This is a genomic window from Phenylobacterium sp. SCN 70-31 (genome assembly GCF_001724605.1).
GTDB lineage: Bacteria > Pseudomonadota > Alphaproteobacteria > Caulobacterales > Caulobacteraceae > Phenylobacterium.
Map to the genome: position 1 here is coordinate 1 of NZ_MEEX01000034.1, position 16,920 is coordinate 16,920.

At 66.7% G+C, this 16,920-nt stretch carries 20 protein-coding genes; 10 read left to right on the forward strand and 10 right to left on the reverse strand.

From position 1 onward, the window contains the following. Positions 1-275 precede the first annotated feature (275 nt). On the reverse strand, positions 276-1,130 hold the full coding sequence (locus tag ABS78_RS23950; RefSeq protein ID WP_363083666.1) for a glycosyltransferase family 9 protein: 855 nt from the start codon (positions 1,128-1,130) through the stop codon (positions 276-278). A gap of 373 nt (positions 1,131-1,503) precedes the next feature. After that, complete coding sequence (locus ABS78_RS20070) at positions 1,504-3,183, reverse strand: glycosyltransferase family 4 protein (protein ID WP_293383665.1); 1,680 nt, start codon at positions 3,181-3,183, stop codon at positions 1,504-1,506. Between the two features lie 117 nt (positions 3,184-3,300). On the opposite strand from ABS78_RS20070, the gene ABS78_RS20075 reads away from it, so the two are divergent. The 8 genes from ABS78_RS20075 to ABS78_RS20110 are packed head-to-tail and all read left to right on the forward strand — an operon-like array spanning position 3,301 to position 7,501. Then, entirely contained in the window at positions 3,301-4,833 is a 1,533-nt protein-coding gene (locus tag ABS78_RS20075; protein WP_293383668.1) for a hypothetical protein, read from the forward strand. Further along, positions 4,830-5,207 (forward strand): hypothetical protein, encoded by a 378-nt coding sequence (locus ABS78_RS20080; RefSeq protein WP_293383671.1) that lies wholly within the window; start codon positions 4,830-4,832, stop codon positions 5,205-5,207. Before ABS78_RS20075 ends, ABS78_RS20080 begins: the two co-directional genes overlap by 4 nt. Continuing rightward, positions 5,197-5,439: a hypothetical protein gene (locus tag ABS78_RS20085; protein WP_293383674.1), complete on the forward strand. Its 243-nt coding sequence runs from the start codon at positions 5,197-5,199 to the stop codon at positions 5,437-5,439. Before ABS78_RS20080 ends, ABS78_RS20085 begins: the two co-directional genes overlap by 11 nt. Continuing rightward, positions 5,436-6,092 (forward strand): hypothetical protein, encoded by a 657-nt coding sequence (locus ABS78_RS20090; protein ID WP_293383677.1) that lies wholly within the window; start codon positions 5,436-5,438, stop codon positions 6,090-6,092. The genes ABS78_RS20085 and ABS78_RS20090 overlap by 4 nt, the downstream gene beginning before the upstream one ends. Positions 6,093-6,106: 14 nt before the next feature. Next, entirely contained in the window at positions 6,107-6,379 is a 273-nt protein-coding gene (locus tag ABS78_RS20095) for a hypothetical protein (RefSeq protein WP_293383680.1), read from the forward strand. Continuing rightward, positions 6,363-6,602 carry a hypothetical protein gene (locus tag ABS78_RS20100; RefSeq protein ID WP_293383683.1) on the forward strand — a complete coding sequence of 80 codons (240 nt, stop codon included), beginning with the start codon at positions 6,363-6,365 and terminating at the stop codon, positions 6,600-6,602. The genes ABS78_RS20095 and ABS78_RS20100 overlap by 17 nt, the downstream gene beginning before the upstream one ends. A gap of 21 nt (positions 6,603-6,623) precedes the next feature. Next, a complete protein-coding gene (locus tag ABS78_RS20105) occupies positions 6,624-7,055 on the forward strand; it encodes a D-Ala-D-Ala carboxypeptidase family metallohydrolase (protein ID WP_293383686.1) in 432 nt (143 codons plus the stop codon). Then, the gene (locus ABS78_RS20110) at positions 7,052-7,501 is read left to right on the forward strand and encodes a hypothetical protein (RefSeq protein WP_293383689.1); all 450 of its coding nucleotides are present in this window, start codon (positions 7,052-7,054) and stop codon (positions 7,499-7,501) included. The genes ABS78_RS20105 and ABS78_RS20110 overlap by 4 nt, the downstream gene beginning before the upstream one ends. A 249-nt stretch (positions 7,502-7,750) precedes the next feature. Here the strand turns inward: ABS78_RS20110 and ABS78_RS20115 are convergent, their stop codons facing one another. The 3 genes from ABS78_RS20115 to ABS78_RS20125 are packed head-to-tail and all read right to left on the reverse strand — an operon-like array spanning position 7,751 to position 9,679. After that, positions 7,751-8,614, reverse strand: coding sequence for a class III extradiol ring-cleavage dioxygenase (locus tag ABS78_RS20115; RefSeq protein WP_293383692.1), 864 nt, complete (start codon positions 8,612-8,614; stop codon positions 7,751-7,753). Positions 8,615-8,645: 31 nt separating this feature from the next. Then, positions 8,646-9,218 carry an NAD(P)H-dependent oxidoreductase gene (locus ABS78_RS20120; protein WP_293383695.1) on the reverse strand — a complete coding sequence of 191 codons (573 nt, stop codon included), beginning with the start codon at positions 9,216-9,218 and terminating at the stop codon, positions 8,646-8,648. A 38-nt stretch (positions 9,219-9,256) separates the two neighbouring features. Next, positions 9,257-9,679, reverse strand: coding sequence for a DoxX family protein (locus ABS78_RS20125; RefSeq protein WP_293383698.1), 423 nt, complete (start codon positions 9,677-9,679; stop codon positions 9,257-9,259). 113 nt (positions 9,680-9,792) lie between these two features. Here ABS78_RS20125 and ABS78_RS20130 point away from each other — a divergent pair, with 113 nt between their 5' ends. After that, on the forward strand, positions 9,793-10,719 hold the full coding sequence (locus ABS78_RS20130; protein WP_293383701.1) for a LysR family transcriptional regulator: 927 nt from the start codon (positions 9,793-9,795) through the stop codon (positions 10,717-10,719). Positions 10,720-10,748: 29 nt separating this feature from the next. Here the strand turns inward: ABS78_RS20130 and ABS78_RS20135 are convergent, their stop codons facing one another. Further along, a complete protein-coding gene (locus ABS78_RS20135) occupies positions 10,749-11,471 on the reverse strand; it encodes a phosphatase PAP2 family protein (RefSeq protein WP_293383704.1) in 723 nt (240 codons plus the stop codon). 192 nt (positions 11,472-11,663) lie between these two features. On the opposite strand from ABS78_RS20135, the gene ABS78_RS20140 reads away from it, so the two are divergent. Next, positions 11,664-13,871 (forward strand): TonB-dependent receptor, encoded by a 2,208-nt coding sequence (locus tag ABS78_RS20140; RefSeq protein ID WP_293383707.1) that lies wholly within the window; start codon positions 11,664-11,666, stop codon positions 13,869-13,871. 64 nt (positions 13,872-13,935) lie between these two features. Here the strand turns inward: ABS78_RS20140 and ABS78_RS20145 are convergent, their stop codons facing one another. The 4 genes from ABS78_RS20145 to ABS78_RS20160 all read right to left on the reverse strand — a co-directional run bounded on the left by ABS78_RS20145 (position 13,936) and on the right by ABS78_RS20160 (position 16,905). Beyond that, positions 13,936-14,682 carry an IclR family transcriptional regulator gene (locus ABS78_RS20145; protein WP_293383710.1) on the reverse strand — a complete coding sequence of 249 codons (747 nt, stop codon included), beginning with the start codon at positions 14,680-14,682 and terminating at the stop codon, positions 13,936-13,938. A gap of 143 nt (positions 14,683-14,825) precedes the next feature. After that, positions 14,826-15,653, reverse strand: a complete 828-nt coding sequence (locus ABS78_RS20150) for a DUF6644 family protein (RefSeq protein WP_293383713.1) — start codon at positions 15,651-15,653, stop codon at positions 14,826-14,828. Beyond that, positions 15,650-16,261, reverse strand: coding sequence for a DUF6644 family protein (locus tag ABS78_RS20155; protein ID WP_293383716.1), 612 nt, complete (start codon positions 16,259-16,261; stop codon positions 15,650-15,652). Before ABS78_RS20155 ends, ABS78_RS20150 begins: the two co-directional genes overlap by 4 nt. A 125-nt stretch (positions 16,262-16,386) precedes the next feature. Further along, positions 16,387-16,905: a CinA family protein gene (locus tag ABS78_RS20160; protein WP_293383719.1), complete on the reverse strand. Its 519-nt coding sequence runs from the start codon at positions 16,903-16,905 to the stop codon at positions 16,387-16,389. Between the last annotated feature and the right edge of the window lie 15 nt (positions 16,906-16,920).

Genomic DNA, 16,920 nt, shown 5'->3' on the forward strand with positions numbered 1-16,920 from the left:
ATGTCTCCGCGCGCCGGCCTCTTGCAACCCCCGCCGAGCACGGCTCAGATCAACCCAGGACTCTCGTTACGACTGGATGAGAAACGGGGGTCACGTCAGCGGCAATGTCAACATTAATGGCGTTGCTGGTACGGCGAGTGCGATCGCCGCACCAAGCTACACGAGTAGTTACAATATCTATGAAGGTGGTGGTGCTTCGGGAAATCGAGGTTCCTCACCCGGTGCCGCGACGGGAAATGCGACTATTGCATACGGCTCTGATGGACTCGTCGTAATCAATAGGGTGCAATAGCTAATTCAAGCGCGGCCTCAACTTCGTCCAACGCGTGATGCCAAGTGTCAGCTTCTCGTTGTCGGAATAGTCTAGCGCTAGGGTACCAAAGGGAAGTCTCACCATCACTCCCCCACCGCCAATCTGGATGGTGCGTCACGAGAATCCACACTGGGCACCCCATGGCACCGGCCAGATGAGCGATGGCTGTGTCAACCGAAATCACAAGCTGAAGGCCGGCGATGATTTGGGCCGTTTCGTAGAAATCCTGCGCCCCGGTATCCCACGGCTGCAGGCTGATGGCGCCGCGTAGAGACATGAGACGAGCGGCGCTCGCGGGATCAAGACTCCGACGGGTGTCGTTGGCGTGTTTAGGGTTGCCGCTTGTGACCACGCCGATCCTAGCGCCCAGGTCCTTTGCGGGGGGCGGTGTGAAGTAGGGTAAATTCGGGATGCCCGCGGAGAGATCGAAGGCCAGCGGGAGTGCGGACGACGGACAATACGACGCGATGTTGTCGAGCCGCACCGGCTGATCTGTTGCGGAGACTTCGAAGCCGCCGCACTCGCGGAACAACCGGACCAACGGAGGTGGAGACATCCAAAGGACGCCATCGGGAACGGGCGCTAGACGCCCGAAGCGGGCGTACATGATCTGATCGCCATAGCCTTCCTCGCCCCAGACAAGCAGACGCCCCTCTGGAACGGGGCCCCCTTTCCAGCGGCGAAGCGGCAAGGCGGGTGCGCGGGAGGATGACCGCTCGGGAAGCTCTCGCCACCGATCTAGCAGGCGAAAGCCGTCGTTGAACTCGCCCCTAACGAGCAGATCGTAGCCAAGCCGAATGTCGTGCCAAGGACTCATCTCGAAAACCTAGCAGTGGCATAAGCGCTGCGTATCCTACGGAACATAGCCATTCGCCATCTGCGGCCGTGAACCGAATTTCCTTCATGTCGGAGCGATTGGGCTCGCGAGGGTGTCACTCTATTGCCGCCCCTGTTGAGGCTGCAGCTCTCCATAGTCGTCTGCGATTTCCGTCACCACCAGCCCCACGAGTAGCCAAAGTAGTTCCAAGCTTGCGTCGAAGCGCCTCCCTGAGCGTGTGGAGGGATCAGGCAAGGTCATACCATGCCTCCGCTCTGCTCTATGCAGATTCAGATCGGCCTTCCGGATCAGAGTCTTCAGGGTCTCCGTCACTGCGGCTGACGCCGATGGCCGTTGTGGCCTCGGCCAGCGCCTATGCCGACGTCTCTGCGATCCCTACTACCCCGGCCTTGACCAGCGTCGCCGCGCAGCGGGCGAGAGTGGGGAGGCCGACCGAAAGGTGTCGGGCGGCGTCGCCGACGGTGATGTCGCCATCGGCCACGCGGATGAACAGGCGTTCGTAGAGGTCGAGAGGAGGGGCGAGCGAGCCGAAGAGCGGATGGGCCAGAAGGGCCCTTACATCGCCGGTCGTGGCGCCTGGCGTGGCGGCCAGACGTGTCGTGGAGCCGATGACGGCCGTAGGGTAGTGCCCGAAAGCGTAGAAGGGGTCCAACCGGGCGGCGGAGGCTTTGGGCGCGGCCTTGAGCCACTGCGCCGTGGCCGGGTCGGCGACGGCGGCGGCGCGTCGGGCGTTCAGATCGGCCCACAACTCCTGGTACTGCCGATAGACGACGGGCCAGTCGAACAGTTCGCGGGTCCGACGGCGTCCCACTTCACCCATTCTGCGGCGCAGGTCGGGATTCGCCGCCAGGGTGGCGATCGCGCGTGCATACCCCGAAATGTCGACTGCGGTGGAGGCGCCGGCGAGCCAGCAATACTGATCGTAGTTGGCCGCGCCGGTTTCATAAGCCCGCGCCAGCGCCTGACCCATGCCCGCGCCTGGCGCCCAGGTTCGCACGCGGAAGCCATCGACGCCGTCGCGGACGGTGTCTTTGTAGCCGTCCCAGTCCGAGGCCACGACGGGAAGACCGGCCGCCATCGCCTCGATGGGGGTGAGGCCGAAGGTCTCCTGGATGCTGTCGGACGGCGACGCGAAGAGGTCGGCCGCCGCCCAGGCCTGGTCTCGGGACGTGGCGTTCCGGCCATCGACGAAGATCACGCGAACGTCGGGCGCGAACTGCTCGGCGCCGGTCCGGTAGGCGGCCTCGACACCTCCGTGTGCGAACCAGCCGCAGAAGATGACGGCCATCCGTTGGCCGGTCTGTTCGGCGGCGAGTTGGAAGCCTCGTAGGATCGGCATCGGGTGGGCTTTTGCGTGGAACGCCAAGCGTCCGACAAAAAGGCCCGCCACCTCGTCGTCGGCCAGGCCCAGCGCCGCCCGGGCGGCCGTCCTGGCGGGCTGGGCGAACGCGAAGTCGTCGCAGTGGACGCCGAGCGGGATCAGGGGAAGTTGTGGTCCTTGGGGGCGGACATGTTCGCCGAACCGCCACCGCAGGTGCTCGGCTTCGGCCTCCTGAACCCGGCGGACGGTCTCGACCACAGCGCTGGACGTGCAGATCAGAGCGTCCCACGGCATCACGGCTTCGCGCAGAGCGCCGGTGATCTGGTCCATGGAGTCGATGCTGGCCGTCGTGTGTGTGACGCCACAGATGGAGAAGGCGGCCGGGCCGACCCGAAGGCGCAGGCGGGCGTGTTTCGCGACCGTGGCGTCGGCGATGTAGAGCATGCCCAACTCGGCGAACCGGTGGAGATGGTCCGAGTGGACCCAGTCCGCCGTCGCGGTGGGATCGATACCTCGGACGATGTCCGCAAAGCGATCGGCCGACGTCCGGGAGGGCGTGAAGCCGTGGATCGGGCGTCCCTCGCGCGCCTGGACGGCGGCGCGCAGAAAGCCATACCCCGCGGCCTGCCGGCCCATCAATTGGGCCTTGGCCATGTCGTAGGCGTCGGGTTCGGCGCGGAGAACGGCCTGGGCGGCAAGGGTGTCGGTCACGGGCATTCCTGATCTGTCGCTGCCGCCCTGGCGGCGGGCGGGTTCCGGCGGCGGCGGATGAATGAGGCCTCGGGGCTTTCGACACAAGCCGAGCAAACCAACAAGGATGAGACTGGCATGAAGGCGCCACTGGATCCCCCGGCCGGCCTGCACGGGGATGATACCGCCTATGCGGCCGCCGGCCGCTGGGCCGACGGCTCGAATGTCCGCTTCCGCCTGGGACGAGCCGAGACCATCGGCGGATGGGAGCGGCTCACGGCGGAGCCGTTGTCGGGAGTCTGTCGGTCGATCTTTCCGTGGACCGACAACGCGGGCGTACTCGATGTGGCCTTCGGGACCCACGACCACCTCCAGGTGTGGCGCGGCGGAGAGCTCTTCGACGTCACGCCCGAGACCGACTTCTCGCCCGGCGCCGTCGATGGCGCGGGGTCGGCGGGCTATGGCACGGGAGGCTATGGAGTCGGCGGCTACGGTTTGGCGTCGGCGGACGATTATTTCCCGCTGACGTGGTCCTTCGCAGCCTGGGGCCAGCATCTGCTGGCGAGCCCGCGGGGGCAGACGATCTTCGCCTGGACGAACGACACGGCGACGGCGGCTGCGCCTCTGGCCAACGCGCCGGCGAACGTCACCCACATGGTCGTGGCGCCGCTGGGCGGCGGCTATCAGGTGTTCGCGCTGGGCTGCAATGAGGAGGTCTCGGGCGCTTTCAACCCGCTCTGCATCCGGCACTCGTCCATTCGCAACAACACCCAGTGGAGCACGTCGGAGAGCGGCTCGACCGCGCGAGAGTACGTCCTGACCGGAGGCGGGCGCATCGTGGCGGGCCGGATGTGCGGACCTGCGCTGCTGGTGTGGACGGGCGATGCGCTGTTCCTGGGGACATTCGTCGGCGCGTTGAACCAGCCGTGGCGCTTTGAACGCGTGGGGCGCAACTGCGGGCTGATTGGGCCGAATGCCGCGGTGATCGTGGGGCAGACAGCATACTGGGTTTCGCCCGACCGGCAATTCTATCGCTACGCGCTCGGGGGGCAGCCTGACCCGATCATCTGTCCCATCCGCAGGGACTTCGCCGAGGAGCTGGCGGCCAGCCAGGGGGACAAGGTCTTTGCCTCGTCGAACGCGGAATTCTCTGAGGTCCGGTTCGATTATCCCGACCGGCGCGACGGCTATGAGAACAGCCGCTACCTCGCCGTCGCGGTGGCGGGCCCCGACGCCGGCGCCTGGCATCGTGGAATCATGGCGCGTACGGCTTTCGTCGATGCCGGGCCGTCGGCCTATCCTATCGCGACGACCTTTGACGGGGCGGTATTCCTGCACGAGAAGGGGCGTTCGGCCGATGGCCAACCCTTCGACTGGCACGTGGAGTCCGCGGAGATCTATCTCGACCCGGAGCGGGTCTCCCTTGTCCGTGGGCTATGGCCGGACTTCCGGAGTCAGGCAGGACCGGTCCGCGTAGACGTGACCGCGCGGCTGCACCCGCAGGACGAGACGCCGATCACCGCGGGCGCGCAGATGGGCGTCGGAGATCCCAGAACAGACCTGCTGCTCAGCGGCCGCCTGTTCCGCGTGAAATTCTCGGGATCAAGCGCGCCGACCGGCGCGCGGATAGGACGTCCCACGTTCGACACCGCGCCTGCGGGCCTGCTGTGAGTCCGGAGTCCTGGCTCCGCGCCGCGCCGGCTCTGCAGGCCGCTCTCGATCACGCCGGAGGAACGCACACCCTGGACGACGTGCGCGCCATGATCGCGGCCGGAGAGGCGCAGCTTTGGGAGGGCGAAGCCGCCTGGATGGTCACCGCGGTGGAGAACGACCCGCGCGACCAACGGCTGATGATCTGGTTGGCGGCCGGGGATCTCGACGAACTGGTGAGCCGCCTGCGGCCAGCGGCCGAACGGTGGGCGAAGGCGGCCGGATGCCGTCGCGTCCTGATCGCCGGACGGCCCGGGTGGGAGCGGACCCTGAAATCCCACGGATACGCGCCGCTGGCGCGTCTCATCGCAAAGGAACTTCAAGATGAGCTTTAAGATCGGCGGTTCGGCGTCGAAGACCACTTCGACCTCGACCCGGAACTCGCAATCGACCACTACCCCCATCGTTCCGGAGTGGGCCACGGGCGTCACCCAGACGGCCGCCGGCCGGATCGGCGATCTGTTCGGACACGATCCCTATAGCTTCGTCGCGGGGATCGACCCTCTCCAGCGGCAGGCCGCGCAGAGCGCGGCGTCGCTGGGGCAGTGGTCGATCCGCCCTACATGACCGCGAACACCCCGTTCGCCTCGGGCGGCAAGGCCTACAACTACGTCGATCAGTATCTGAACCCCTATCTGAACCAGGTGGTGGACGCGACGGCCGCGGACTACGACGCCAACGCCGGCCGCGTACGGGCGCAGCAGGCGCTGGACCTTGCCGGTTCGGGCGCCTTCGGGGGCTCGGGCGCCGCCATCACCCACAGCATGACCGAGGGTGAACTGGCGCGCGGGCGCGCGACGGCGCTTTCGGGTCTGCGGTCGCGGGCGTTCGAGCAGGCCCTGGGCGCGGCGGCGGGCGACGCGGACCGAGCGACCCAGGCGCGGATCTCCAACACCCAGGCGGCCCTCCAGGACTGGGCGCAGAAGACCGGCCTGGGTCTGCAGGCCCAGCAGCAGATGCTCGCCGCCGACGCCAACCGTCGCGCCAACGTCGGGGCGCAGGCGGATCTGGGCGCGACGCTGCGAGCGGTCGAGCAGGAGCGGCTGGCGGCGCCGGTGACGAGCGTGCAGCAGATCGTGGCCATGCTCAGCGGACTGCCGATCGGGCTGTTTACTGGGGAGCAGAAGGTCGGGAGCGAGACTGGGACGGAGAAGACGAAGAGCGTGGGCGTGAACGCTGAACTCACCCGCTCACTACCAGGCCAGACGGCCGGCACGTAGGCGGGGAGGTTTGTATGGCGACCTCATCCGAGCGGCTGGCCGCGCTGGAACAGCGGCTGAGCGACCACGAGGCGAGATGCGAGGAGCGTCTTTCAGAGATCCGATCCACCGCGGCGTCCACCCTCAGCGCCGTCGAGGCGCTGAAGGGGCGCGCCTGGGGTGTGGCGGCGGCGCTGCTGGCCTGGGCGCTGGCGCAGCTCTGGAGCGCCGGGCTCACCCGCGTCGAGCGTCTGGAGACGGCGCGCGAGCGTCCTGTGGTGGAGGCGATCCATGACGCCGCCCATTGAGGTTCGCTGGCTTTGGCGGCGAATCTACACCTACGCCGCGACCCTCATGAACAGCGCCGGTGTGGGCGCCATCGTCTGGAAACTGGACGACCCCGGCGCGCTGAAGTGGCTGGGGCTGGCGCTGATCGCCGCCAATGTCGTCATGGCGACGCTGTATCTTGCCGGCGCCACGGTCACCGACTGGGCCAAGCTGGCCGCCGCCGCGCGCGGGCCGCGCGACTGACCTTCCCATCAGGAATCGAACATGACCACACGCCTCACGGCGCACTTCGCGCTGGAAGAACTGTCGACGACGCTCCACCGTGGGATCGACAATACGCCGCCGCCTGACGTCGTAGCGAACCTGCGGCGGACCGCGGAGCAGATGGAACGCGTTCGCGCGATCCTGGGCGATCACCCGGTCACCGTCAGCAGCGGATACCGCAGCCCCGCCCTGAACCGAGCTGTCGGCGGGGCGCCGCGCTCCGCCCATCTCCAAGGCCAGGCCGTCGACTTCAACTGCTATGGCTTCGGCTCGTCCCTGGCGGTGTGTCGCGCCATCGCGGCCTCGGACCTCGCCTTCGATCAACTCATCGAGGAGGGGAACTGGGTCCACGTCAGCTTCGATCCGCGGCTGCGTGGCCAGATCCTTACGAAGCGGCCTGGCGGTGGCTACATCCTGGGGCTGCGCGCATGATCCCACGCTTGCCGATACGCATGACAATCGGGCTGGCGATCACGGGTCTGATCCTGGCCATCACGCTCGGCCTCTACTGGAAGGGGCGGCTCGACGGGGCGGCGCGTGAACGCCCGAAGGCGGCCGCGGCCCGGAGTCAAGCTGCCGTCGCCGCCCTGGAAAAACGCGGCGAGCGGGACAGCGCCACGCGCGCCGCCGCCGCGGCGGACGTCGCCGCCGCAGCGGCGGGTTCGCTGATCGATGTCGTCCGCAATGCTCAAACCTCGGAGGACGCTCTTGCGCCACTGGATCCCGATCGCAGCCGCCGCCTGCATGCTCACGACAGCCGCTTGTGCGAGTGGGCCCCAGAACTTGCCGGCTGCGCCTCGGCTGGAGATGCCGCCGCAGGCGCGACGACCGTGCGACCTGCACCGCCTTCCCGCCGCTCCGACACTGGCCGACCTTGAGGTGGGCTACGCGGCACGGGGCGCGCAGATCGTCGCCTGCGACGCAGCTCGCCGGTTGGCGGTCGAGACGCACGACGCCGAGCATGCCCTGGAGGATGAGATTCGCGCCCATCGCCGCTAAGTGCGATGCCGCGCCAGATGCTCGCCCGATGGGAGAGGACGGCGACGGGCCGAGATGCTGGCGCTCCATCGTCCAGACTTTGCTGGTGGATCCAAGAGCGCGAGATTCTCGACGATGTGGGCTCTCGGCTACCTCGAATCCCCCACAGAGTGGGACTGAGCGTTCAGGGGCCGACCGAACTCCACAGCCGAGACGACCACGTCCATGACCGTGTCCCGGAAGGCGACGTTGGCGGGTTCGCCGTGCGCGGCGCCAGCGGCCACCATCAGGGGCAGGAGGTGTTCTTCGCGTGGGTGAGCCTCGCGGGCGTGCGGCGCCGTCTCCCAGGCAACCAGGGTGGTCTCCCGACCCGCTGTGTCGGTGACCGCGGCTTCGAGCCAGCGGTCGAAATCGGCCGAGCGCCGGGTGAAGGCCGGTGAGAAGCCGCGCATGTTGTGCCAACTCATGCCCGATCCCACGATCAAGACGCCGTCGTTCCGCAGTGGGCGGAGCGCCCGCCCGGCGGCGAGGTGGGCCGCGGGATCAAGGTCGTCCCGCAGCGAGAGCTGAACCACGGGGATTTGGGCGTCTGGTGTCACCAGCTTCAGGGGGATGAAGACGCCGTGGTCCCAGGCATGACCCGCATCCTCGGCGACCGGCAGGCCGGCGGTCGCGAGCAGGTCACGAATTCGATGCGCCAACTCCGGGGCTCCCGGTGCGTCGAAGCTCAGCTCATATGTATGGGGCGGAAAGCCATAGTAGTCGAACTCCAGCGCCGGCCGCGATCCGCTGGCCACGGTGAACGCCGGCGTTTCCCAGTGGCCCGAGACCACGAGAATCGCACGGGGCCGTTCCGGAAGACTGGCGATGAGGCCGCGCAGATAGGCGGCCGTCCGGTCCCAGGTGTCCGCCGGGCCTCGCGTCCACTCCATGAAGAAGCAGGGGCCCGCCCCGTGAGGGAGAAAGATGGTGGGGAGCGTCTTCGACGGGGAAGATTTCGGGGGCGAGGTCATGACGTCACCTGGGACTTTGGGGGCGTGGGCGTCAGGCGGTCTTCGCCGGCGTTTCAGCGAGGATCTTCTCGATCCAGGCCGAAAACGCTTGGCCATAGGCGCGCAGGAAGTCGGCGGTGCTGTCGTTGATCAGTTCGCCGGTGTCGGAGAACAGAGCGTAGGCGCCGCCGATGTAGGCCTCCTGGCTCAGCAGCGGCACGTTGAGGAACACCAGTGATTGGCGCAGGTGGTGGTTAGCGCCGAACCCGCCGATCGCTCCGGGGGAGACGCTGATCACCGCGCCGGGCTTGCCGTTCCAGACGCTTTGGCCGTAGGGCCGCGAGCCCACGTCGATCGCGTTCTTGAGCACGCCGGGGATCGAGCGGTTGTACTCAGGTGTGACGAACAGGACGGCGTCCGCCGCAGCGATCTGCTCGCGGAACGTCACCCATTCGGCAGGGGGAGAGGATTCGAGATCCTGGTCGAAGTGGGGCAGGGCGCCGATCTCCACGAACTCGAACTTCAGGTTGGGAGCCAGTGCGGCGAGGGCCTGGGCGACCTTGCGGTTGACCGAGTCCTTTCGGATTGAACCAACGACAACGGCGACGGTGCGGGCTTGAGACATGGGCTTAATTCCTTTGCGAAAGAGGGTGATTGGAAGGATCAGGCCGCCACTCGGCGCAGGGTCGGACTGGCGGCGAGGCTGTCGACGGCGAACGCGCCCGGGCCGGATGCGCTCAACAGCAGGAAGATGAAGCTGAACAGGATCGCGGGTTCGCCGCCATTGAGCACGGGATAGAAGCTCGTCGGGGCGTGAAAGAGGAAATAGGCCACGGCCATCATGCCCGAGGCGATGAAGGCGGCCGGACGCGTGAGGAGGCCGGGCGCTACGAGCGCGCCCGTCGTGATCTCGATGACGGCGCTGATGCCGAGCAGGCTTGCCAGCGGCTGAACGCCCGGCTGGGCGCCTTCCGGAAAGCCGGTCAGCTTCACCAGGCCGTGGCAGAGGAAGAGTACGCCGGTCATCATCCGAAGGGCCGTGAGGGCGTAGGGGGTGAGGTGTCCGGTCGTTCTGAGTTGCGGCATGGTTCGGTCCTGAACGTCCTCCTGCGGCGCGATGTCAGGAAGATGTTCCACAACCCCCTTGTTGATAATCATAGCTGAATGAAGGACAGTATCTCCGAAGAGGAAGCAATCTGATGGACCGTGTGGACGAGATCAGGGCCTTCGCGGCCGTTGCCGACGCGCGGAGCTTCACCCAGGGCGCGCGCCGGCTGGACGTATCTGGCGCTCAGGTCTCGAAGCTGGTGGCGCGGCTGGAAAACCGCCTTGGGGCGCGGCTGCTCAATCGCACCACGCGCGACGTGTCGCTCACCGACACCGGCCAGGCCTATCTGGAGCGCGCGCGAGACATGCTGGAACGTTTCGACGCGCTTGAGACATCAGTGCGCGATCAGAGCGGCCCCAGCGGGAATCTGAAGGTCTCCGCTCCGGTCTCGTTCGGGCGCAACCAGCTCACACCGGCATTGATCGACTTCGCCCGAAGCTGCCTAGCCGTCTCACTAGATGTGAGTTTCTCGGACAGGATGGTCAATCTTGTGGAGGAGGGATTCGATGTCGCTGTGCGGATCGGCCACCTGACCGACAGTTCCCTGGTCGCGCGGAAGCTGGCGGCCGTGCGGCTGGTGACCTGCGCCTCGCCGGATTATCTCGCTGCGGCAGGCACGCCGATGGCGCTGGAGGATCTGGGCGGGCACGAAGCGATCCTCGATACAAATGGACGTGATCCCACGGTCTGGCGGTTCGGGGCGGGCGCCCAGGTGCGCGATGTGCGCGTACAGGGCAGGCTGCGCTTTAATGGGGCAGAGGCCTGCGTCGAGGCTGCGGTGGCGGGGTTCGGGATCGTCCGAACACCCGCCTTCGCGGCGGCAGAAGACCTGCGTTCGGGCCGGCTGGTCCCGGTCCTATGCGGCCACGAGCCCGAACTCATCCACGTCCATGCGGTCTATCCCCATGCGCGGCATCTGGCGGCGAAGGTGCGCGCCTTCGTGGATTTCCTGGCCCAGCGCTACGCTGGCGAGCCCGAGTGGCACCAAGGGTGGGGCAGCCTGCACCCCGCCGCCTGAAATCGCGCGTACCTGTCAGTCGAAGCCGCTCAGCCCCCCAGGCATGCCGCCGGCGCGATGGTCTCCAAGCCGGCCAGTTCCATCCTGGCGCGAGTCAGATCCTGCTGGAACTCCGGGCTGGCCTGCAGCCGCGCCACGACGCCTGCGCCGAAGGTGCGGCCGGATTCCACGTCGGTCATATAGTGGACCCCGCAGATGGCGCGACTGTCGCCGAACTCGCGTCCGCGCGTGAGAATCTCGGTGGCGCGGTCCGGCCGCAGTTGCGCCAGCACCAGCGCCCAAGCCCAGCCAACGGCCGAATGGCCGGAAGGATAGGAGCCATTGCCCCGCAGCGGCTCTGGGTTCGTGCACGTCGGCAGTTCGGTGACCATGAAGGGCCGCGGCCGGTCGTAATGGGCCTTGGCCGGGTAGGTGCCTAGCCCGGCGTCGACCGCGATACGCGTGAGCAGTCGTACCGTGACGGGCGTCCCTTCGTTGCTCAGCGCGACGCCGGCGGCGCAAGACCAACTCCGGAATGCGCCCGGTTCGAGGATCGCATTGTCGGCCAGCGCCTGTGACCACCGCGGGCCGCCTTGTAGGGTTCGGGTATCACGGAAGTAAGCCTCGTCGGCGGCGGCTGCCGGCGAACCGGCGGCGGGCGGCGGCGGAAGAAGCACCAGTCCGTCCGGCAGGTCGCTTTGCGCCAGATAGCCTGCTGGAACGCCCGCTCGCGGTGTCTCCGCCGAGATCGCCTGTCCGCCTGCGCCAAGCATCAACCCCGCGCATCCCGCCGCCATCCATCTCCGTCCACGCATTTCGATCTTCCTTCCCGGCTTCCGAGGCGGTGCGGCGACGACTCCTCATGAGCTGTTGACCATCCCGCTTCAATGATAGATGTACCGCTAGATGAGACGATGTCTCGCAAAATGATGCGAAACGCAATCGCTTGTCAGGAGGGGAAGAGAATGAAGATGGGACTTAGGGGCCTGTTGCTGAGCTCGGTTCTCGTGGCGCCGGGTTGGGCCTACGCGCAGACGGACACCCACCTTGAGGAGATCGTGGTCACGGCCGAGAAGCGAGAGACCTCGCTCCAGCAGACGCCGATCGCGGTGTCAGTGGTGGGCGGCGCCGAACTGGCGGATCGCGGAGTCGCGAGCGTAAAGGATCTGGTCGAGGGCTCGGTGCCGTCGATCCGGATCATTCCTTTCTTCGGGCGTGCGTCGGCGGTGTCGATCGCCATGCGCGGCGTCAGCACCGGGGATTCAACCCAGATCAGCCGTGAGACCAGCATCGGCATCTATACCGACGGCGTCTACATGGGCCGGGTCCAGGGTCTGGGGACCGAGTTGTTCGAGATCGAGCGGGTTGAGGTGCTGCGCGGGCCGCAGGGCACCCTGTTCGGTCGCAACACCATCGGCGGTGCGCTCAACATCATCACCAAGCGTCCGACGGGCGAATTCGGCCTGACCCAGAAAGTGGGGATCCGCAATCTGGATGGCTGGAACGTCGCCACCAACCTGAACCTGCCTGAGATGGCCGGCGTGAGCATCAAACTGGACGGCCTGCTCTCGAAGCGGGACGGCTGGGTGAACAACGACCTGCCCGGCGCCTGGGACTGGAACCAGTACGACCGGCGGGGCCTGCGCGCAGCCGCGCTGTGGGAGCCGCTGGACGGGCTGACCGCCCTATATTCCTACGACACGTCCCGGGACAAATCGACGGGCGGCTATGGCCAGTTCATCTCGCTATTGCCCGGAGCACCGGCCCTCGCGCCGATGTTCGGACTGGAGCCCAGCCGCGTACGTCAGTCCCGGATCGGCGCGCCGCTGGAGCCCAGTGTGGCCAAGATCAGCGGCCACAGTCTGAACGTGACCTGGAACGCCTCCAACGCCCTGACGCTCCGCTCGATCACGTCGTACCGCAAGCTGTCGCAATCGCAGTACGACGCCAACGCCGGCCTGTTTTTCGCCTTCACCCCGAACGGGCTCTTCGGCCGGATCAGTCTGGCCGATATCGGTCAGGATCAGTTCAGCCAGGAATTTCAGGTCATCGGCACGCACGAGCGCCTGAATTACGTGGTCGGCGCGTTCTATTTCGAGGAAGACGCGACCGAGAGCGCCTGGACTGCTCGTACGTTGCGGTTCAATGCGACGGGCACGGACTACACGGTTCTGCCCGAACCGATCGGGGGGGCCAGACCCGACCGAGCCAGCGACAACCATGTCCAGTCCAAGGCGTTGTTCGGCCAGGCGACATGGACGCCGCCGGTCATGGACGATCGGCTGCACCTTACGTTCGGGCTCCGCTACACCGACGATGAGAAGCATGGCCGGATGACATCCATCCGCGGCGTGCCCTCACCGCTGCGTTATGAGTTCTCGTCCTCGCGCGTCGACCCCGCCGCCACCGTTGCATTCGACTGGACCGAGGCGGTGAACACCTATGTCCGCTGGGGCGTGGCGTACCGCGCCGGCGGAGCCAATTCACGCTCGGCCACGTTCCGGCCCTTCGAGGAAGAGGAACTGGAAGCCTGGGAACTGGGGCTGAAGTCCGAGTTCTGGGACAGGCGCGCTCGACTGAACGTGGCGGCCTACAGGTCGAGCTATCGAAACCGGCAGGCGACGTTCCAGGACCCGGCCAACCCGTCCGCGACCGAGACGGTCAATGTGGGTGCGCCGGCGAAGATCCGGGGCGTTGAGATCGATCTGACGGTGGCGCCTGTCCGCGGGCTGCGGTTCAACGCCAACTACTCGTTCACCGACGGTGACTATCCCGACCTGATCAACCCATTTTCCGGTGTCCTGGTCCGCTCCAGCAGTGGGCTGACACCCCGCCACGCGGCCTCGCTCTCCGTGGACTACACGAAGCCCCTCGACTTCGGGGAGTTCGCTGTGCGGCTGGACGCCAACCACTCCAGCGGCAGCTTTCCGACGGAGGGGGTCGCGCGCAAGTCGCAGGCCTTCACCATGCTGAACGCGCGGGTGACGCTGGGCGAGATGGAGATGGGCGCGACGCCTGGAACCTGGGCCATCTCGGCGTGGATGAAGAACATCACCAACGTGGAATACAACGTCTTCCACAATATCCTGCAGGGCACCGGCGCGAACCTCGTGAACTACAACGTCTACAACGAACCCCGGACCTTTGGGCTGGACCTGACCTACCGTTACTGACGGCTGAGCGGGACGCCGTCGGCGGCGTCCCGCATCCCTCGCCAAGGCCTGATTTCGGGCCGATTCAGGCCAAACTCATGCCCATGGAGATGCGGTGCGCCGCTGCGGCCACCTGTGGCGCCAGAGCCTCGAGCTTCTCCTGTGTCAACCGGTCCACGGCGCCGGTGATCGAAAGCCCCGCGAAGGGGAAGCCCTGCTTGTCGAAGATCGCGGCGCCGACGCTGCTGCTGCGCGCTTCGCCGCCGCCGATGGTTATGGCGTATCCCTGAGCCTTCACGACGTCGAGTTCGGCCGCGAGTTCCCCTGGGGCCAGCGGCTCCGTCGAGCGGCGTTTGAGCAGCGGCCGGGCCAGGTAGGCGGCCTGCCTTTCGGGCGGGAAGTTGGCCAGCATCGCGCGCCCGGCGCTGGACCAGTGAAGATGCCAATGGGTCCCGATCGGCAGGAAGCGATTGACCGACTTTGCACCGTCAAACCGCTCCATGAGCACCACACTGTCACCTTCCAGAACTCCCAGATGCACGGTTTCCTCGGTCGTTCGGCGCAACTCGTCGATCACGGGAAGGGCGGCCATACGCAGACCGCTTTTGCGTTCGATAGCGCGGCCGGCCACGGCCACGGGTTTCAGGGTGACGCTCCACTGGGCCCGCCCGTCGCCGTCTCGCTCCAGCCATCCGCATTGTTCCAGCACGATGAGAAGGCGGTGGACCGTCGCCTTGGGCAATTGCATCCGCCGGGCCAGTTCGCTGGCGCCGATGGGCTGGTCCTCGGCGACGCGTTCGAGCACTTGCAGGGCGAGTTCAACGGGCCGCATTAACGTCCTGAGGCATAGGCGAGCGCATCTCCCTGGGGGGCGGCGGCCGCTGGCATGACGGCGGGCGCGGGCCCTGATTTAGCGTTCCGGAGCGGGCCTTTCACGCCTTTTCGGCATCCATCGCCCTACCTTGGTCGAACGTCTCAGGCGAAGGCGATCCAGCGGCCTGCGGCGGCGGTGACGACCCAGACGAGGATGCCGGCATAGGCAAGCGCCTTCACTGCAACGCTTCGACCCGAGGCGCTTCCGTCCCGGACGATCTGTATCGCGGCGGCGGCCAGGATCCAGGCCAGGTACATCCCGATCATGGCCTTGTTGGCCGGATCGAGGTTCGCGTAGTCGTCCGGACGATAGATCACATGGTGGATCGCGACTTGCGTCGTCATCAGGCCCAGGAGGCCCAGCAGATACGCGATCCGCATGCGTCCCCGGGTGACGAACAGCACCAGCAACGCAGCGGCGATGACGAGGTGCCAGAGGCCGGGATTGACCAGGTTGGCCACAGCGAAGACGCTCAGGCTGACGCCAAACACGGCAAGGCCCAGAGCGGCCCACAGACCTGCCCCACGGCTCAGCCGGCCTTCTGCCCGGGCGGCCGGCAGGCTGACGCCGTAGGTCAGGATCAGCGCGGCGGCCAGACCCAGCATCTTCGCCGTGAAGGCTTCCGAGGTGTAGAGTCGCTCGGGGTTCGATGTGCCGATCAGTACGCCGGTGACCAGGATGCCGGCGACGCCGAGGTTCAGCCACGGAAGGACGGCGCGGCGGACCGCGGAAGGTGGCTCGTCGTTCAGGCCGAAACCGATCAGGCGCAGATTCAGAAGCAAGGTGGTCCCCCCGATCAACGCCAGCGACAGCAGGTGAACAACCTCCCACTGGGCGAAGTAGGGTTTGACCCAAGATCCGGGAAAGACGTCGTCGAGATTGGCCACCCAGTCGGCGATCTGCGGAAGGAAATCCTGAGGCGCGATCATCGGGTCGCCTCCGACAGGTCCACCGCTCCGTATTCCGACGTCGCGCACGCCTGAGCCACATTGGCCCAGTGGGGAAGGGGCTTCCCGCACTCGTACCAGTCGTAGGCGATGAAGCGGCCAAAGGTGATGACGGCGATCCAGGCTGTGATCGAGACCAGGGCCGAGATCCGGGCCTTGGCCGGGGGCTTGACCGCAGTATCCCAGGCGGCGCGGTCGCGCTGCACCCTGAGGTGGAACACGAAGATATTCACAGCGGCGATCGCCAAGAATATCAGCTTCAGGCGAAACCAGAGATTATGATAATAAACCAATGGTTTGGCGTAGAACAAAGCGACGCCCGTCAACACCATCAGGATGAAGCCCGCCACAGTAAGCGGCAACACCCGCTCGCTGATCACGGAGACGGGCGTGTTGCGGAAGCCGATCCCGAGCAGTCGGAAATCGACCAGGAAGATCGTACCTGCGAACAGCATCAGCGAAAGCACATGGGTGCCTTCCAGCAGGCTCCACACGTTGAGGGTGCTGGCCAGCATCTCGCTCCAGGAAGGGTCGTATTCGCCCGGCCCTTTCCCCAGAGACGCCAGCCAAACCACGAAATCGCGGACCAAAGACGTCTCCCCCGAGAACATACCGCAAGTTCTATCTCGCCCGACGCGCATGTCCATTACGCTATTGCGTCACGCCGGAAACACCGTGGACCCTGGGTGGGGAGCCAAGGCTTGGCGTCTCGCCGTCAAGGCGCGCGCGAGAGTGTCTCCAGGGAGTCGCGCATGAGGCGCAGGCCCACCCGCATCGCAGCGAGTCTGACCTCGGCTCGGCCCACGGCTCCGAAGCATTCCTTCCGATGTCGCGCCGGGGCGTCGCGAAACGTGCATGCGAAATGGACCAGGCCTGCCGGACCTGGCCCCTTGTCGGCGTAGCCGGTGACGGCCACGGCCAGATGGGCCCCGGATCGGGCGAGCGCACCCTCGGCCATGGCGACCGCCACCGCCTCTGAGACGGCGCCATGGGTTGCGATCAAGGTCTCGGGCACATCCAACATCGCGATCTTGGCGGCGTCCGAGTAGGTGACGAAGCCGCTGTCGAAGACGTGGGACAGGCCCGGGATGTCTGTCAGTAGCGAGGCCAGCAGCCCCCCGGTGCAGCTCTCGGCCGTCGCCAGGCGAAGGTCCCGGCGACAGGCCGCCGCGAGGACCTCACGCGCCAGTCGTTCGACATCGTCAGGGACAGCTGGATCCAGCGCTTCGGCCACGGCGTCGTCAGCGGA

Coding starts and splice junctions, on each gene's coding strand:
- ABS78_RS20105 (WP_293383686.1), top strand. CDS start 6,624: ATGACCACACGCCTCACGGCGCACTTCGCGCTGGAAGAACTGTCGACG.
- ABS78_RS20075 (WP_293383668.1), top strand. CDS start 3,301: ATGAAGGCGCCACTGGATCCCCCGGCCGGCCTGCACGGGGATGATACC.
- ABS78_RS20085 (WP_293383674.1), top strand. CDS start 5,197: ATGAGCTTTAAGATCGGCGGTTCGGCGTCGAAGACCACTTCGACCTCG.
- ABS78_RS20090 (WP_293383677.1), top strand. CDS start 5,436: ATGACCGCGAACACCCCGTTCGCCTCGGGCGGCAAGGCCTACAACTAC.
- ABS78_RS20120 (WP_293383695.1), bottom strand. CDS start 9,218: ATGTCTCAAGCCCGCACCGTCGCCGTTGTCGTTGGTTCAATCCGAAAG.
- ABS78_RS20145 (WP_293383710.1), bottom strand. CDS start 14,682: ATGCGGCCCGTTGAACTCGCCCTGCAAGTGCTCGAACGCGTCGCCGAG.
- ABS78_RS20125 (WP_293383698.1), bottom strand. CDS start 9,679: ATGCCGCAACTCAGAACGACCGGACACCTCACCCCCTACGCCCTCACG.
- ABS78_RS20135 (WP_293383704.1), bottom strand. CDS start 11,471: ATGCTTGGCGCAGGCGGACAGGCGATCTCGGCGGAGACACCGCGAGCG.
- ABS78_RS20100 (WP_293383683.1), top strand. CDS start 6,363: ATGACGCCGCCCATTGAGGTTCGCTGGCTTTGGCGGCGAATCTACACC.
- ABS78_RS20095 (WP_293383680.1), top strand. CDS start 6,107: ATGGCGACCTCATCCGAGCGGCTGGCCGCGCTGGAACAGCGGCTGAGC.
- ABS78_RS23950 (WP_363083666.1), bottom strand. CDS start 1,130: ATGAGTCCTTGGCACGACATTCGGCTTGGCTACGATCTGCTCGTTAGG.
- ABS78_RS20115 (WP_293383692.1), bottom strand. CDS start 8,614: ATGACCTCGCCCCCGAAATCTTCCCCGTCGAAGACGCTCCCCACCATC.
- ABS78_RS20150 (WP_293383713.1), bottom strand. CDS start 15,653: ATGATCGCGCCTCAGGATTTCCTTCCGCAGATCGCCGACTGGGTGGCC.
- ABS78_RS20140 (WP_293383707.1), top strand. CDS start 11,664: ATGAAGATGGGACTTAGGGGCCTGTTGCTGAGCTCGGTTCTCGTGGCG.
- ABS78_RS20110 (WP_293383689.1), top strand. CDS start 7,052: ATGATCCCACGCTTGCCGATACGCATGACAATCGGGCTGGCGATCACG.
- ABS78_RS20130 (WP_293383701.1), top strand. CDS start 9,793: ATGGACCGTGTGGACGAGATCAGGGCCTTCGCGGCCGTTGCCGACGCG.